Raw genomic sequence first — 16,510 nt, forward strand, 5'->3', positions numbered from 1 at the left:
CCGGACCGACCAATCCAGCCAACGGGCACAGGACGCGCATCTTGTTTCACGAAATGCGAACAGGCTGCACGAATTGCGATTAAACGCCCAGCGCGTCGCGGATGGCTGTAAGGCGGGTGCGACTTACGGGCACTTTGGTTAACGCATCGACCCCGCCGAAATAGCAGGTGCCATTGTCTTTGTGCCGCTCAAAGCTGGAGACATGGGTCGGATTAACCAGATAACTGCGGTGTGCGCGCAAAAAGCCATCCTGTTTCAGGCGGGACTCGGCCACTGTAATAGACCACGGGCAAAAGAGTTTTTCGGCACCTATGTAAAGGACGGTGTAGTGCCCCTCGGCCCGGATGGCGGCAATCTTGTCGGGTTCGGCGAAAAAGGTCTGGCCCTCGCGCTCATACGGAACCCCCGCCCGAAACGCAGCTGGTTTGGGCATCGGGGTATCAACCGGGTCGGGGTCGGGCGCAAAGAAGCTGATCCCCGTCAGCAGGAACGCGCCGCAGATCATGAAGACCGCGACAGTGACCCCCATTGCCAGCACCTGATTGTTCAGCGCAGGCCCCGCGCGCCCGGCATCTTCACTTGCGATAAAGTCGGTCAGACCGGTGGCGACGAAATGCATGGTAAACACGGCCAATCCGAAACACACCGTCCCCAGCAGGATATTGCGTTGCGTGCGTTTGTCATAAGCTGCCCAGATTGCAAGCGTCGAAAGGACCACGGATGCAAGTGTTGCAAACGCCACATCCCAGAACGTGTATACGGGGCGGCAGAGTTCCATGCCCGCCATACCAACATAGTGCATCACAACGATACCAAGACCAACGATGACACCCGCCGCAACAATGGTCCGCATCGTACGCGGCCGAAAATGCAACAACAGCAAAGCAAGCCCCACCATCAGGATTGCGACCAGGGCCGAGATCAAGGTGATCAACGCATCATAGTAAAACAGGATTGGCAATTGCAGGCCCAGCATCGCCACGAAATGCATGGACCAAATGCCGCCGCCCAGAATAACCGCGGCTAAGGCCACTGTGAACTTGCGGCGTTGTGTATCTTGGCTTGACGCGCCATGCGTCAGGTAAAGGCCGGTAAAACCAGCCATAAGGGCCACGGCCAATGAGGCCGCCACAAGCCACGCGTTATGCGAATAGTCCAGCATATGGAGTTTCGCGCCCTCCCCTGACGCGAGGGCGACGTTAGCAAACGAATTTGACTGTGCCAATTCACATATCGTTCCCCACCGACTGAGCGAGTCGGAGGGTATGGCTGGGCCTTCTCAGTCAAAACCCTTAAACAGGCCCCAGCCTGCGCTGGCAGGGCCAGTGCCGCATTCGGTGCTTCTAAGCCTGTTTTTCAGCAACAGGTTCGGCATCGGGTTGGACGGACTCTGCCTCCATCTCGATAACCTCGGCTGTTTCTTCCTGTTCGGCCTCTTCCGACTCAGCGTCAGAGTTGGTTTTGTCCTCAAGCGCACCGACGATCAGTGGCAGCATGTGCACGCCCGTCGCCGTGGCAATCTCGGGTGTCATGGGCGTTTGCCAGCTAAGGGTATCGAAGCTTCCGCAGTTCTGACAAACCGGGCCCCATTCAGGTTGAATGTCGTGGCAGTTGTCGCATACCCATTGCGGCCCGCGTGGCGCGGTCAATGCCTTGGCCAGCCAACCTTGCACCACGGCGTCGGAAGCGCCCTCACCACGCTCAATGGCCGCCATCAGAGTGTAAGCCCGAGCATCAGCCTGCTTTTCAACGACATCGCCCAGGGCGCGGCGGGCTTCTGGGAAATCCTCGGCCACGATGTTCAACTCGGCCAGGATCAGGCGGGTTTCTGGGTTTTCAGGTTGAATGCGCGTCAACGTTGTAAAGCGCTTGATTCGTTCTGACGGAGTTTCATTTGGCGCTATTTCAGCGAAGGCATGGGCCAGGTCCGGGTGCGGCTGAACCTCCCATGCTTTTTTCAGGATCTTACTGGCGGCACGCGGTTTGCCCTTTTTGATATAGGCGCGTGCAGCCAAGGCTGCGGCGGGCACCAGATCTGGCGATAACCGATTGGCTTCAATCGCAAGCTCCCGTTGTTCGAGCGTGGCACTTTCATCAAGGATGCCCTTGGCCTCGGACAAAGCCAGAACAGCGTCACGGCGCTTGAATACGTCGCGCGGCAGATGGCCGGCCTTGAGCTTGGCCGTCAGGGTCGAACGAGCGCCGGTCCAATCCTGCGACTTGGTCTGCAAGCCCAGCAGGATATCCTGCGTTTCAGCATGCCGCGGTTTGATTGCCAGCGCTTTTTCGGCCAGTTTACGGGCCGTGTCGTCATCACCCTCGACCAGTTTCTGCTTCATGATCCCGCGTACGCCCACAAATCGCGTGGCGTTGTTCGTGACCAGCTTTTTATAGGTCTCGGACGCCTTTTTGGTATCGCCGTTCATCTCGGCCGCCTGTGCCACCAACAGGTTGGTCAGCTCCGGCTTGTTCAACAGCTTTTCAGCCTTGGTGGCCTTGTTCATCGCCACGCGCCCCTCGCCCGAGGCCAGCGCCATCAAGCCATCGGCCAGCGCCTGATAGCCGCGCCGTTCCCGGTTGCGGTCGAAATAACGCGACAGCGCCGTTTCATCACCGTTCAGGAACTTCAGGGTCGCAATCAGCAAGGTCAGCAGCTTGAAGAATACCCAGACTGCTAGGATCAAAACGCCCAGCGCGATCACAGATTGCAGCGGCCCCAGCGTATATTCCACTCCGCCTGCCGTGATCTGCACACCGCCACTGGTTTCCATCAGGAACATGGCGCCCACGGCCAGCAGGCCGATAATCGCTACAAAAACTACAATCTTAAACAATGACCACAGCATGGCAGGTCCTTCAGTTCGAGTTTACGCTGGATTGCAGCGCGTTTGCGGCATCAACGGCAGCCACCCTTGTCAAAGCCGCCTGCTCCCAATCCACCAGTGCCGTCTTTGCCGCATCAGGCAGAGAATCAAGTTCGGTCAACGCAGCAGCAACGTCACCATCGGCCAACGCGGCCTCTGCCCGAGACAGGATCGCATCGGGGCTGTCACCATCTTGTGGTGTCACCGATCTTGCCCCGGTTTGTCTCTGAAGAAAGGCGACCAACCCAGTGGTCTTGTCCGCGTCGCGTGCATCAGCCAATGCAGTACGGGCTGCAGGCGCAAAAGATTCGCGCAATTCAGTTAACGTTTCAACGCCTTTATCCGCAGGGTCTGACAGGGCTTCGGGCACCGTCAGGCCACCAGCCGTCAACTCGGCCAACAGTTCACCGTAAGGCTGGCCCGCATCCAGTTGACTGCGAAGCTGGGTCAGGATTGATGCATTGGTCGCGGCCTGTGCCTTGGCGGCAGCTTGCGCCTCTAACGCTTGTGCGTCTGACACCATTTTTTCAACTTCGGCTCGCTGCGTTGCAAGCGAGTCCTGAAGTTTCTTTAGCTCGGCCTCGAATGCAGCAGAAACCTCAGCAGAGGCGCCTTGCGTCAGGGCACTGCCTTCCAGATCGGTCAGGCGGCTTGCCAGAGGATCGATTTTGCCCGCCAGCTCTTCGAGGCTGGACTTCAAAGTCTCCAGCTCCGCAGTCACGGGTGTGACCTGATCAGCCAAGGCGTCGATTTTACTGTCTATACCCGAGGTGTCGGCCAGAGAGTTCGTCAGCGTCTCAATCCGGTTGGACTGATCGTTCAGCTGTGCTTCAAGCGCCGCAAGCTCATTGGTATCGTCTGAGCCGAACAGACCTGCACTGCCTGCTGCAAAACCGATCCCCGCTGCCAGCACGCCGCCAAGCAAAGCCGGTATAAATCCGCCGCGTTTTTCCTCTTTCTGTGCGTCTTCGCGCGGCGAGTTTTCCGCGTCTTCCGGGCGCGCAGGCGCTTCCTGCTCGTGTTCCACAGCAGCTTCGGCTTCGGCTTCGGCTTCGGCTTCGGCTTCGGCTTCGGCTTCGGCTTCGGCTTCGGCTTCGGCTTCGGCTTCGGCTTCGGCTTCGGCTTCGGCTTCGGAAAGGGCCTCTTCTACCTGCTTCGTCGCGTCAACAGCCGCAGTCTCGCGTGCAGAGGTAAACGCCACTGTTTCTTCTGGCTTAGGGTCATCTACCGGCTTTTGATCGGTCTTTTTCTTACGCGCCACCGCTACATTCCCCTTATCGAATCCGATTTCACATGAATAACAGCAGGGTCTAAGTTAGTCGGTGGTCTCGTTGCCCTCAACCCGCATCGCATGTTTCACAAGCTTTTTCACGGCTTTCTGCATTTTTTTCGGAGTCGGCTCCTTGGCGATTTTCAATCGCGCATAGTCCAAGGAATAAAGGGGGTCAGCCGTTGCTTGGCTGATCGCAGCCAGCCAAAGCGGTGCCGATCCGGTCCAGATATCGGCAAATTGTCGCGCTGTCCGAGGGGAAAACAAAGGCGCAATCACGGGTAAAAGGCCATCCGCGGCGGCGGCTGCCTCAGGCGTCAACGGTAGCAGTCTTTGCTGATACACGGCTTGTTCGCGCACTGTCAGGCCCGACTCGGTCAGGCGGAGGGCGATATTTCCCCGCGTGTGTTCACCGCGCAGGTGCAATAGCGGGCTTTCGGGCCGGTGTTTCAGCAAGAACGCCACCAGTTCTTCGGCGGTTGCGCCAACCATCCTCGCCTCCCAACCGGCGCCTTTCGCGGTGCCGGTGGTGGCGGGACCCACACAAAAGGCGGGCAAGTGACGCGAAACGCCCAGCGAAACAGCCGCATTTACCGCATTTGCCGAGGTAAATATCAGACCTCGCACGCCGCTGGTGTCGATCTTGACCGGTAGCGGCTTGATCTCAAGTATCGGGGAATAGATGACCTCGACCCGAGATCTCACACGGGTTGGCAGCTGCGCGACAAACCTCTGCGAAGCAGCGCGCGGGCGGGTCATCAACAAATACAACAGTCGGCGCCTTCCGCCTTGGGATTGTTTGCATCCGCGCAGGGTGATACCCCGCTTGACACTTATGTGTGTAGCGGATCAGGCCAATGGTGCAAACACTTACCGTACTCGGGTTGGAAAGCAGCTGTGATGACACGGCTGCTGCGGTCGTGCGCCAAACCGGTGGCACCAGGGCCGAGGTACTGTCTTCAATCGTGTACGGACAGACAGACCTGCACAGCGCCTTTGGAGGCGTCGTACCTGAAATTGCCGCGCGTGCCCATGCAGAGAAACTGGACACTTGCGTTGTGCAGGCGCTTGAAGCCGCAAACCTGACCCTTGCCGGAATCGACGCCATCGCCGTTACCGCCGGGCCGGGTCTTATCGGCGGGGTCATGTCCGGTGTCATGTGCGCCAAGGGTCTCAGCGCGGCAACCGGCTTGCCTTTGATCGGCGTGAACCATCTGGCGGGCCATGCCCTGACGCCGCGCCTGACTGACGGCATCGCGTTTCCATACCTGATGTTGCTGGTGTCAGGCGGGCATTGCCAATACCTGATCGCGCACGGGCCGGAAAAGTTCACCCGACTGGGCGGCACGATCGACGATGCGCCGGGTGAGGCGTTTGACAAAACCGCGCGGTTACTGGGCCTGCCGCAACCCGGTGGCCCCTCGGTCGAGGCTGAGGCGCGTTTAGGCGATCCTGAGCGTTTTCGTTTTCCTCGGCCACTGCTGGATCGGCCAGGGTGTGACCTGTCCTTTTCGGGGCTCAAGACGGCTTTGATGCGGATGCGCGACCAGATCGTCGCTGAAAAGGGCGGTTTGACCCGGCAGGATCGCGCCGATCTGTGCGCCGGATTTCAGCGGGCCGTCGTGGACACTTTGGCCGAGAAAACGCGACGGGCGATAGATCAGTACCTGGAACTTGCGCCCTCTGATCCGGTGATTGCAGTGGCGGGTGGTGTCGCTGCCAATACAGCAATTCGAACTGTGTTAGAGACTGTTTGTTGTGCCAAGGGCGCTCGCTTTATCGCTCCACCGCTGAATCTGTGCACCGATAACGCGGCAATGATCGCCTATGCAGGGATCGAGCGTTTTCGTGCAGGCGCACGTGACGGTTTTGATCTGACCGCCAGACCCCGCTGGCCGCTGGATCAATCCAGCCCGGCCATGTTGGGCAGCGGCAAGAAGGGCGCCAAAGCATGAGCGTCGCCGTCCTTGGGGCGGGTGCGTTCGGCACGGCGTTGGCCATTTCGCTGGCCGGGAACGGATTCGTTACCCTTTGGGCACGCAGCGCCGAGCATGCCAGCCGCATGGAGAAAAGTCGCGAAAACTCCGCCCGTCTGCCAAATGTCCCCCTGCCGCCAGCGATTTCGGTGACGTCAGATATCACGGACGTAGAGGCCGCCGATATCGTGCTACTGGCGGTGCCCATGCAGAAACTGCGCGAGGCCCTTACTGAGCACGCGTCGAACCTTGCCGGAAAAACGCTGGTCGCCTGCTGCAAGGGGATCGAGCTGACCACGGGTCTGGGGCCCATCTCGGTGGTGCGCCAGACGATCCCAAATTCGCGTCCGGCGCTGCTGACCGGACCCAGCTTTGCCGACGACATCGCACGCGGATTGCCGACCGCGCTTACTCTGGCTTGTGGGGATGCCGATCTGGGTAGGACGCTGCAAACCGAACTAACCACCGCCAACCTGCGCCTTTATCGCACCACCGATGTTATCGGTGCGGAACTGGGGGGTGCATTAAAAAACGTCATCGCCATCGGATGCGGGGCCGCGATTGGCGCCGGGCTGGGCGATAGTGCCCGCGCTGCCCTGTTGACTCGTGGATTTGCCGAGATGCAGCGCTTTGCCCTGATGCGCGGCGCAAAGACAGATACCCTGATGGGTCTGTCAGGTCTGGGCGATCTGGTGCTGACCTGTTCATCCGAACTGTCCAGAAACTTTCGTTTTGGCCTGTGTTTGGGTCAAAATCGTCCGTTTGAAACCCATACCACAGTCGAAGGGGTCGCCACCGCGCGCGCCATGGCTGAAATTGCTGTTGCCGAAGGGCTGGACATGCCCATAAGCGTTACTGTGGCTGACCTGAGCCGTGGTACCTATAGTGTGCCTCAAGCCATTCAATCCCTGCTCAACCGCCCCCTGAAGGAGGAATAAATGCTGATAGCCCTGATCGCCAAAGACAAGGATGGCGCCCTGCAAACCCGCAAGGACAACCGCGCCGATCACCTTGCTTATATCGAGCAAACCGGTGTCGTATCGCAAGCCGGACCGCTATTGGACGGAGACGCGATGATCGGGTCGCTTGTCATCCTCGAAGTCGAGGATATGACAGCAGCGCAAACCTGGGCGGACAACGATCCTTATGCCAAGGCAGGGCTGTTCAAATCGGTTGAGCTGATCCCGTGGAAGAAGGTCATCGGGTAATGGCATACTGGCTGTTCAAATCCGAACCCTCGACCTGGAGCTGGGACCAACAGGTTGCCAAAGGCGAAGCAGGGGAAGAATGGGACGGCGTGCGAAATTATCAGGCGCGCAATTTCATGCGGCAGATGAAGATCGGTGATCGCGGATTTTTCTACCACTCGCAAAAGAACAAGGCGATCGTTGGCATCGTCGAGGTCTGCGCCGAGGCGCATCCCGACAGCACAACCGATGATGAACGCTGGGACTGCGTGGATATCAAGGCGGTGCGGCCGTTCACGACACCAGTAACGCTGGATGACATCAAGGCAGAGGAACGTCTGGCCGAGATGGTTCTGGTCAAAAACTCTCGCCTATCCGTACAGCCGGTCACCGATGCGGAATGGCAGGTGATCTGCGATATGGGCAACACGCAGGCGGGTTAGCCCGTCGGCTCGTCCCAACCCGGATCACCGGTACAAGACGGTCGGGATTGCGGTGGCTTCATCCTTTGATCCCGCCCGAGCGGCACAGCCAATTTCATGATGTTGAGGATCGCGCAGGCTGGAAGAAGGTGCTTGACCAGACAGCATCGGTATCCCGAAAATAAGGGAAGGCCCCGACGAATGCAGAACCTTCCCTTCCCCGCGTGCTCCCAACTCACCACACGCGTATGGATTTTTTTGGCTCTGACCGTCCTGGTCACACTATGATACGTATCGAATACCGACGGTCAGTGCAAATGCCGCTTGCTTAAAATTGGAAACGCCCGGCAGTGCCCTTGCGAGCGCAGAACCCAAGCAATCAGCCGTAAACCGACTCTTTTCCGAAATGCTTGGTGAGCATGTAATAGACCACCGCACGGTATTTGTTGCGCTCGGACATTCCGTATTTCCCTAGCACGGCATGGATTGCTTCCATCAACTCTGGCCCGTCAGACAGACCCAGCTTTTTGACAAGGAAGTTGTCCTTGACCGTCTCAAGTTCGGACTCCTGTGTCGCAGCTACGGTCGACGCGTCGGCGTCATAGATCGCCGGACCACAGCCGATCGTGACCTTGGTCAACAGATCCATATCGGGGTCTATCCCGCATTTGTTTTTCAGATCATCAGCATATTTGGCGATCAGCTCGTCGCGTTTTCCCATGTCGCAATCTCCCATTGTTGTGATGCAACGGCCCAAATTACCGTCTTCATCAAGGTTAGCCGCGACGGCAAATTTTCCGAAAGGAAAAATTTATGGGATTTCTCCCCCCAATTTTAACCAGATCGGCGATGACCGCTCATGTCAGTGGTTCAGGGCCAACAGCACCGCGTCTTAGGATCTACCACACGCCGCAACCCACGACGATGAACATGGCAACCAGCACAAAAAACGCCGCCAGTTGCATAACCGGCGGCGTCCCACACGCTTTTGTTTATCAGCGCTGAAATCAGTAGCGGTAATGCTCGGGTTTGAACGGGCCTTCCGGCTTAACCCCGATATAGGCGGCCTGTTCGTTATCCATCTTGGTCAGTTTCACACCGATCCGATCCAGATGCAGGCGGGCCACTTTCTCATCCAGATGCTTGGGCAGAATGTAGACCTTGTTTTCGTACTGGTCACCTTTGGTGAACAGCTCAATCTGCGCCAGTACCTGGTTGGTGAACGAGGCTGACATCACGAAGGACGGGTGCCCGGTCGCATTGCCCAGGTTCAGCAAACGGCCTTCTGACAGCAGGATGATCCGGTTGCCCGAGGGCATCTCGATCATGTCCACCTGTTCCTTGATGTTGGTCCATTTGTGGTTCTTCAGGCTGGCCACCTGGATTTCGTTGTCGAAGTGACCGATGTTGCCGACGATGGCCATGTCCTTCATGTCGCGCATGTGCTCGATGCGGATCACGTCCTTGTTGCCGGTGGTGGTGATGAAGATATCCGCAGTCGCAACTTCGTCTTCCAGCAGCGTGACCTCGAACCCGTCCATCGCAGCTTGCAACGCGCAGATCGGGTCCACTTCGGTCACTTTCACACGGGCACCAGCACCACGCAGCGACGCGGCCGAGCCTTTGCCGACATCGCCGTAACCGCAGACCACGGCGACCTTGCCCGCCATCATGGTGTCCGTGGCGCGGCGGATACCGTCGACCAGCGATTCCTTGCAGCCGTACTTGTTGTCGAATTTCGACTTGGTGACGCTGTCATTCACATTGATCGCAGGGAACGGAAGGTGGCCGTCTTTCACCAGTTGATACAGACGGTTCACGCCAGTGGTGGTTTCCTCGGAAACACCTTGGATCTGGTCACGCATCTTGGTGAACCAACCCGGCGATGCCGCCATCCTTTTCTTGATCTGAGCCTTGATCACCTCTTCCTCTTCCGAAGTCGGAACAGGAATGATGTCCTCGCCCGCTTCGGCGCGGGCCCCCAAAAGGATGTACAGCGTCGCGTCGCCGCCATCGTCCAGGATCATGTTCGGGCCGTCTTCGAACAGGAAGGACTTATCCAGATAGTCCCAGTGTTCCTCAAGCGTCTGGCCCTTGATCGCAAAAACGGGAATACCGGCCTCGGCAATTGCGGCTGCCGCGTGGTCCTGGGTCGAGAAGATGTTGCACGACGCCCAGCGCACATCCGCGCCCAGTGCCACCAGTGTTTCGATCAGAACAGCGGTCTGGATGGTCATATGCAACGAACCAACGATCCGCGCACCTTTTAGGGGCTTACTCTCACCGTATTCCACGCGCAGAGCCATCAGCCCCGGCATTTCGGTCTCGGCAATGTCCAGCTCTTTGCGGCCGAACCCGGCAAGCGCAATGTCTTTAACAATATAGTCCCCGGCCATCGTATGCTCCATTCCGGTAAACAGATCCGCGCTGCCCCTATCATTCTACGGGGCAGGTGGCAACTCGGATGACCTGGAACAGATTAATCCGCTGTAAATATCAGCTGGGTTCGCCCTTCAGCTTATCCTTTGGCATCGCTTCAAAAAAATCGGTACCAACTGCAACAATGCACGTCATGCCGTTCGCGTGAGTGACCAGAACCGTGTAGCTTCCGGTTTCTTTCGAGGTCCAGACCTCCATCACCGCCTGCGCACCACTGGTTTTCTGCAATCCGCCAAAAACCAGTTCTTCTGAATAGCTGTCCTGCAGCTTGGCGATCACGTGCTCTCGCTGCGCACAGTTTTTGGCAAAAGCAGGGGGGGCAGTAGCGGCCATTCCAAAGGCCAGGGAAATTCCAATCAGTCGCTGAAACATAACTAGCTCCTTTCGATACGCGTTACGTTCCGAGAGGGGCACACCAGGAGGAGCATGCACCCCCCTCAGCACAAATGTCGGAACCACCAAGCGCCGGTTCAAAGCACGACTGGTCAAGAAATTGTTGGCAGCTGGTGATCTCGACAGGTAAACGATACCACAAAAACACCCGTTCGTCGCGGACCGATCCGAGGGGCATTGCAGAATGGCAACACAACCCAGAGCATGGCAGCGGATGCTGTCTGGCCGCCGGCTGGATTTACTAGATCCGACGCCTGTGGACATCGAAATCGAAGATATCGCGCATGGACTGGCATTTGTGGCGCGTTGGAACGGTCAAACAGCGGGTGATTTTGCCTATTCCGTAGCGGAACACTCCCTTCTGGTTGAGCAGCTGTTTTCTCGGATTGCCCCGAAGGCACCGGTTAAATGGCGGCTGGCGGCATTGTTACATGACGCGCCAGAATACGTGATCGGAGATATGATCTCACCCGTAAAATCCGCCGTCGGACCCGACTACGGAGCTCTGGATGACCGTCTGAGTGCGGCGATCCACATCCGGTTTGGTCTGCCTGCAGCAGTGCCGAAAACAGTGAAACGACAGATCAAAAAGGCCGACAAGATCAGCGCCTGGATGGAGGCAACGCAGATTGCCGGGTTTTCGGAGGCCGAGGCGACAAAGTTCTTCGGTCGTCCGGACAAGGCGGTGATGGAGGGGTTGGAAATTTCATTGCGCCCACCGGTTGAGGTTCGGCAGGCGTATTTAGAGCGGCATGAGGCTTTGATAACTCTGCTATAGAATACCAATGTCATTCAGCGGCGGTTCTGAGCCCAAGCCTACCGAACTTCTTGTGCCAGCTTTCCAGCAAACCCAAGAAGTACAATCCCGGATAAAACCCGAAACCCTCGGTATCTGGACTGGGTCAGCATACGCGCGCGCAATAATCCGGCAAGTGCCGCGTAGGTCGTCAGAGAAGCGAGGGATATTGCACTATAGGTGGACACCAGCACAAATGCCTGCGGCGCGGCGGGCAGATCCGGTTGAATGACTTGCGGGAAGATCGCCACGTAAAAAAGAACGGCCTTCGGGTTAGATACCGCCAGAGTAAACGCCTCCAGAAACAGTGCCGTGGTCGACACAGACGGTCGGGCGGATGTTGACGGGCCAAGGTCAAGCGTTTCGCGCACGAAAATCAGGCGGAGCCCCAAGTAAGCAAGATAGAGCACCCCCGCCCAACGAAACAGGAACCATAGCCACTCAGAGGCAAGAACAAACGCAGCGACGCCAAACGCGCATGCAAATCCGGCGACGGCGAGCCCGACCGCGTTTGCAGCAATCGTCGGTAGACATTGCTTGAAGCCGAGTTGCGCGGCCCGTCGGATCGTATTCAAGATCGCGGGACCCGGTGTCACGATGTTTGCAGCGGAAATCAACGTAAACGCGAGCCATGCTTCAAATGACATTTTTTCTCCGCCAGCGAGACAAATCAAACATTGAAGGTGATCTAAAGACCGTCCGGCGGCTCCCTCGCAGAATTTCAGCCTAAAGGCAATGTCCACTATGTCCCGCGAAGCAGAACTAATAAAAACCCATTGATCAGAGTCCCGATTAAGTTTTAACCCGACTCACCACCCGTCACCGCGGACTACGCTTCGCCAGAATCCGCTGCAACGTCCGGCGGTGCATGTTCAGGCGGCGGGCGGTTTCAGAGACGTTGCGGTCGCACAGCTCATAAACCCTCTGGATATGCTCCCAACGCACGCGGTCCGCGCTCATCGGGTTTTCTGGCGGTGGGGGCAGTTCGTCGCCCTTGGCCAGCAGCGCGCTGGTTATGTCGGTGGCGTCGGCGGGTTTTGACAGGTAATCCGTCGCGCCGATCTTTACGGCAGCTACGGCAGTCGCAATCGCGCCGTATCCTGTCAAAACAACGACCCGGCTGTCGGGGCGTTTTTCGCGCAGCACTTCGACGACATCCAACCCGTTTCCATCCTCAAGACGCAAATCGACGACAGCGTAAGCAGGCGGGCGGGCAGTCGAGATGGCGCGGCCTGCCGCGACCGATCCGGCGGTCTCAACTTCGAAGCCGCGCTTTTCCATTGCTTTGGCCAATCGCCGCAAAAACGGCTCATCATCATCCACCAATAGCAGGGATTTATCGGGACCTATATCAAGGTCAGAAATGTCCGCCATGTACCGTTCTTTCCGCTATGTCATGCCTTTGCGCTAAACATGAGTCTTAGCAGCGCCATTTCAAAGGTCAAATCGACCATGTCGCTTAGAGCTGATCCAGAAAGCATCCAACCTTGTCGGCCATCTGCTCGGCAGTGTCGTCGCGGTTGAAGAATTCAAGGAACCCATGCTCGGGCGACATCAGGTATGTAAAGGTGGAATGGTCGACCAGATAAAACTCGTCACTCTTGTCATGCGCCTTGTAGTAGGTCTTGTAAGCCTGGCTTGCAGCTTTCACCTGTTCGGGTGATCCGGTCAGCGCAATGGTCTTACCACCCATGTTGAACGCATAGTCCTCCATCACCTCGGGCGTGTCGCGGTCCGGATCGATCGAGATGAACAGCGGTGTCACCGACTGGCCCCGTTCGGCAAGGATATCCACGGCCTCAACATTGCGGGACATGTCGAACGGGCAAACATCAGGACAGAACGTATAGCCAAAATAAACCAAGGTCGGCTCGGTGATCACATCTTTGTCGGTGACGGTCTCACCCTTGCCGTTGACCAGCTCGAACGGGCCGCCAATGGCTGCGGAGCCGCCTGCGATCTGCCCCGAGCGGCATTGCGCGAACTGATCATCGGACCGTCCGCCCAGCGTCAGCAACCACATGGCGCCCAGACCAACGGCCAGAACAACGGTTGCGAGGATGGCGTAAAGACGGACCATGAAGTCATTCCTTGAACGAAAGGGGTTGTTGATCGTTTCGGTCGACACACCTATCAATATGTCCAGCCGATGCAACAGGACATAATGGACCGATGGCGAATTCCAACCTCACATTTTGGAGCGGTCAGGAAAGCAGCAACTGGATAAGGTTGCGCACGCTGATCCTGTTGCGTTGGGTTGCCATTATCGGGCAATTCACCGCCATTACCGTCGCCCAGCAGTATTTCAATGTGAAGCTGGAACTGGCGCTGTGTTATCTGGCCATCGGCGTTTCGGTCATGGGCAACATGACGGCCATCCTACTGTTTCCACAAAACAAACGCCTGACGGAATTCGAAAACTTTCTGATGGTGTTGTTCGATCTGATGCAGCTGGCAATATTGCTGTATCTTACCGGGGGGTTGAACAACCCGTTTGCCCTGTTGCTGCTGGGCCCGGTGACGATTTCAGCCAACGTCATGAGCACACGCTCAACTCTGATCGTAGGCGGGGTTGCGATTGTTCTGACGACCTTGCTGGCAGAGTTCCATATCCCCCTGCGGACGGAACAGGGCCAGATGCTGGATATCCCGGAAATGCTTGTGTTCGGAAACTGGGCCGCAGTTGTCATTGCCATCGTTTTCATCGGGGCATATTCGCACCGCGTAAGCGCCGAGGTTCGTTCGATGTCCGAAGCGCTGGCAGCCACGCATCTGGCCCTCGCGCGTGAGCAGAAGCTGACAGATCTGGGCGGCGTCGTCGCAGCCGCAGCGCACGAGTTGGGCACACCGCTCGCCACGATCAAGCTGACGAGTTCAGAGCTGATAGAAGAGTTGGATGACAGACCCGACCTGAAAGAGGACGCGGCGCTTATTCGTGAGCAGGCCAACCGCTGCCGCGATATCCTGCGCGATATGGGTCGGGCTGGCAAAGACGACCTGCATCTGCGGCAGGCGCCACTGTCCACCGTCGTGCATGAATCGGCCGAACCGCATATCCACCGGGGAAAGACCGTACATTTCGCCGAAGGTCCGACCGGGGATGGCGATGTGCAACAGCCCTCAATCCTGCGCAAGCCCGAGATCATTCACGGGCTGCGCAACCTGATCCAGAACGCAGTGGATTTCGCGCGGAACAATGTTTGGGTCGAAGCCGAATGGACTACCGATATGATCACGATCAAGATCATGGATGACGGGCTTGGATATCCTGTCCAGATGATTGGCCGGATCGGAGACCCTTTCATGCGACGCCGCCGTGCCGAGACAGACCCAAGAACCCGACCGGAATACGAAGGAATGGGTTTGGGGCTGTTCATCGCCAAAACCCTTTTGGAACGCAGCGGTGCCGAGTTGTTTTTCGCTAACGGTTCTGATCCCTATCAGAACCTGTGCGATAACCCCGAACGTCGGGGCGCGATCGTTCAGGTTTCGTGGTCGCGCAAGCTAATCGATGCGCAAACCGGTGATACGCCAGTCCTTTCAGGTGCAAACCAACGCATTCAGGTCTGAGTTAAGACCTCGTTAACCATTTCGGCGCATAGTCCCGGTTTTATGTATCTTCCCCTTTCTTCGTGTCAGTCCTGAGGTACGCATGGTCGACTGGATCATTCTCGCCGCGATCAGCCTGGTTTCCGCCAGCCTGGCGGTGCAGTGGCTTTTGCCCCGTCGCAGGATTCAAGGCGACAATTTTGGCCTGTCCTCGGCCATGTCTTTGTTCGATGCGGTCTTCCTATTCGACGGTGACAGGCTCATCAGTCATTCGGACATCGCGCTGGATGGGTTTGAATCCGTCCGCGAATGGTCTGATCTTTGTCGGCTTTTGCACCGGGATTTCCCAACATTCCCGGAAACGCCCGACGCTGTCCGGCAGGAAGGCGCGCTGGTTGTTCCCGCTATTGATTGCACAGTTGAACGAGACGTAATGTGCGAATGGATCGACGGCGTTGTCCGTGTGCAACTGCGTGACCGAATTGATCGCGTCAGACCCTCACAACGCGACGCGCAGAATCCGATCCGCCCTGCTATGGAACAGGCGCCTTACCCGGTCTGGTTGCTGGATCATCAAAGCCAAGTCCGCTCGTGCAACGCCGCTTATGTTTCGTTGGTGCGCAAAGTGCGGGGACAGGATACGGATCTGACCGCCCCGCTGTTTTCCGGCATTCACGAAGATGCACGATTGGGCGCAAAGACCCGTATTTCGATTTCGTCCGATGACAGCGACAATAAGCTCTGGTTTGATCTGACCGTGGTCGATCACCCCGAGGGGTGCATGTGTTACGCGGTCGACATCAACGCCATCGTGGCCGCGGAAACCGCCCAGCGTAAATTCGTCCAGACAATGACGAAAACCTTCGCGCAATTGTCCATCGGTCTGGCCATTTTCGACCGAAATCGACAACTGGCGCTGTTCAACCCGGCATTGACTGAGCTGACCACCCTGCCCGCCAATTTCCTAAGCTGCCGCCCTGGCCTTTCCAGCTTTTTCGATCGGCTGCGCGACCAGCACATGATGCCGGAACCAAAAAACTATCGCAGCTGGCGCAACCAGATGAACGACCTGCTCGAGGCTGCCGAGGACGGCAACTATCAGGAAACATGGTCACTGCCGTCAGGTTCGGTCTATTCGGTCAGCGGGCGGCCTCATCCTGACGGTGCCGTGGCATTTTTGTTCGAGGATATCACGGCCGAGATCACGTTGACCCGCCGTTTTCGTTCAGAGATGGACCTGATGCAGTCGGTTCTGGACAAGCTTGCGGATGCCATCGCGGTGTTTGGCGATGACGGAACGCTGGCATTTACCAACCGTGCCTATCAACAACTGTGGAACGAGTCCGGTGAGGCCGGATTTGAGCCCGACACAGTGCTCGAAGTGACACGCAAGTGGCAGGAACACTGCGCAGCCACACCCATTTTAGGCGAGATTCGGGATTTTATGGAAATGCGGGACAATCGCGCCGAATGGTCAAGTAGCCTTCAGCTGCGAGACGGTACCAATCTGACCTGTACGGTCAGCCCAATGCATAACGGCGCAACTATTGTGCGTTTCCGTGCTGAGAGCACGCCTAAAGTCTTGGAACGCCATCAAATCAGCGCGTGAACCGG

At 57.5% G+C, this 16,510-nt stretch carries 17 protein-coding genes; 7 read left to right on the forward strand and 10 right to left on the reverse strand.

Going from position 1 to position 16,510, the window contains the following annotated elements:
* Positions 1-79: 79 nt before the first annotated feature.
* The 4 genes from LCM21_RS14630 to LCM21_RS14645 form a co-directional block, all read right to left on the reverse strand.
* The gene (locus tag LCM21_RS14630) at positions 80-1,162 is read right to left on the reverse strand and encodes an MHYT domain-containing protein (protein WP_224891267.1); all 1,083 of its coding nucleotides are present in this window, start codon (positions 1,160-1,162) and stop codon (positions 80-82) included.
* A gap of 181 nt (positions 1,163-1,343) precedes the next feature.
* Positions 1,344-2,846, reverse strand: coding sequence for a heme biosynthesis protein HemY (locus tag LCM21_RS14635; RefSeq protein ID WP_224891268.1), 1,503 nt, complete (start codon positions 2,844-2,846; stop codon positions 1,344-1,346).
* A 10-nt stretch (positions 2,847-2,856) separates the two neighbouring features.
* Positions 2,857-4,125, reverse strand: coding sequence for a COG4223 family protein (locus LCM21_RS14640; RefSeq protein WP_224891269.1), 1,269 nt, complete (start codon positions 4,123-4,125; stop codon positions 2,857-2,859).
* Positions 4,126-4,179: 54 nt separating this feature from the next.
* Entirely contained in the window at positions 4,180-4,893 is a 714-nt protein-coding gene (locus LCM21_RS14645; protein ID WP_224891270.1) for a uroporphyrinogen-III synthase, read from the reverse strand.
* Between the two features lie 98 nt (positions 4,894-4,991).
* On the opposite strand from LCM21_RS14645, the gene tsaD reads away from it, so the two are divergent.
* From tsaD to LCM21_RS14665, 4 genes are read left to right on the forward strand one after another with little or no spacing between them, the layout of a single operon-like run.
* Positions 4,992-6,089, forward strand: a complete 1,098-nt coding sequence (gene tsaD / locus LCM21_RS14650; RefSeq protein WP_224891271.1) for a tRNA (adenosine(37)-N6)-threonylcarbamoyltransferase complex transferase subunit TsaD — start codon at positions 4,992-4,994, stop codon at positions 6,087-6,089.
* A complete protein-coding gene (locus tag LCM21_RS14655; RefSeq protein WP_224891272.1) occupies positions 6,086-7,048 on the forward strand; it encodes an NAD(P)H-dependent glycerol-3-phosphate dehydrogenase in 963 nt (320 codons plus the stop codon). Before tsaD ends, LCM21_RS14655 begins: the two co-directional genes overlap by 4 nt.
* Positions 7,049-7,318 (forward strand): YciI family protein, encoded by a 270-nt coding sequence (locus LCM21_RS14660; protein WP_224891273.1) that lies wholly within the window; start codon positions 7,049-7,051, stop codon positions 7,316-7,318.
* Positions 7,318-7,740 (forward strand): EVE domain-containing protein, encoded by a 423-nt coding sequence (locus tag LCM21_RS14665; RefSeq protein WP_224891274.1) that lies wholly within the window; start codon positions 7,318-7,320, stop codon positions 7,738-7,740. The genes LCM21_RS14660 and LCM21_RS14665 overlap by 1 nt, the downstream gene beginning before the upstream one ends.
* Positions 7,741-8,098: 358 nt before the next feature.
* Here the strand turns inward: LCM21_RS14665 and LCM21_RS14670 are convergent, their stop codons facing one another.
* From LCM21_RS14670 to LCM21_RS14680, 3 genes are all read right to left on the reverse strand, one after another.
* Positions 8,099-8,440 (reverse strand): DUF2853 family protein, encoded by a 342-nt coding sequence (locus LCM21_RS14670; protein WP_224891275.1) that lies wholly within the window; start codon positions 8,438-8,440, stop codon positions 8,099-8,101.
* A gap of 286 nt (positions 8,441-8,726) precedes the next feature.
* Positions 8,727-10,115 (reverse strand): adenosylhomocysteinase, encoded by a 1,389-nt coding sequence (ahcY, locus tag LCM21_RS14675; RefSeq protein ID WP_224891276.1) that lies wholly within the window; start codon positions 10,113-10,115, stop codon positions 8,727-8,729.
* Between the two features lie 100 nt (positions 10,116-10,215).
* The gene (locus tag LCM21_RS14680) at positions 10,216-10,530 is read right to left on the reverse strand and encodes a hypothetical protein (RefSeq protein ID WP_068340798.1); all 315 of its coding nucleotides are present in this window, start codon (positions 10,528-10,530) and stop codon (positions 10,216-10,218) included.
* A gap of 205 nt (positions 10,531-10,735) precedes the next feature.
* Here LCM21_RS14680 and LCM21_RS14685 point away from each other — a divergent pair, with 205 nt between their 5' ends.
* The gene (locus tag LCM21_RS14685) at positions 10,736-11,329 is read left to right on the forward strand and encodes an HD domain-containing protein (RefSeq protein ID WP_068340797.1); all 594 of its coding nucleotides are present in this window, start codon (positions 10,736-10,738) and stop codon (positions 11,327-11,329) included.
* A 38-nt stretch (positions 11,330-11,367) separates the two neighbouring features.
* On the opposite strand, the gene LCM21_RS14690 is transcribed toward LCM21_RS14685, so the two are convergent.
* The 3 genes from LCM21_RS14690 to LCM21_RS14700 all read right to left on the reverse strand — a co-directional run bounded on the left by LCM21_RS14690 (position 11,368) and on the right by LCM21_RS14700 (position 13,427).
* A complete protein-coding gene (locus LCM21_RS14690) occupies positions 11,368-11,994 on the reverse strand; it encodes a LysE family translocator (protein ID WP_068340795.1) in 627 nt (208 codons plus the stop codon).
* 172 nt (positions 11,995-12,166) lie between these two features.
* On the reverse strand, positions 12,167-12,721 hold the full coding sequence (locus LCM21_RS14695) for an ActR/PrrA/RegA family redox response regulator transcription factor (RefSeq protein WP_068339942.1): 555 nt from the start codon (positions 12,719-12,721) through the stop codon (positions 12,167-12,169).
* A gap of 85 nt (positions 12,722-12,806) precedes the next feature.
* A complete protein-coding gene (locus LCM21_RS14700; RefSeq protein WP_224891277.1) occupies positions 12,807-13,427 on the reverse strand; it encodes an SCO family protein in 621 nt (206 codons plus the stop codon).
* Positions 13,428-13,519: 92 nt separating this feature from the next.
* On the opposite strand from LCM21_RS14700, the gene regB reads away from it, so the two are divergent.
* Entirely contained in the window at positions 13,520-14,917 is a 1,398-nt protein-coding gene (gene regB, locus LCM21_RS14705; RefSeq protein ID WP_068339935.1) for a sensor histidine kinase RegB, read from the forward strand.
* Between the two features lie 82 nt (positions 14,918-14,999).
* A complete protein-coding gene (locus LCM21_RS14710; RefSeq protein ID WP_224891278.1) occupies positions 15,000-16,505 on the forward strand; it encodes a PAS-domain containing protein in 1,506 nt (501 codons plus the stop codon).
* Positions 16,506-16,510: the final 5 nt, after the last annotated feature.

The sequence above is a fragment of the Ruegeria profundi genome, from assembly GCF_020171505.1.
Classification (GTDB): domain Bacteria; phylum Pseudomonadota; class Alphaproteobacteria; order Rhodobacterales; family Rhodobacteraceae; genus Ruegeria; species Ruegeria profundi.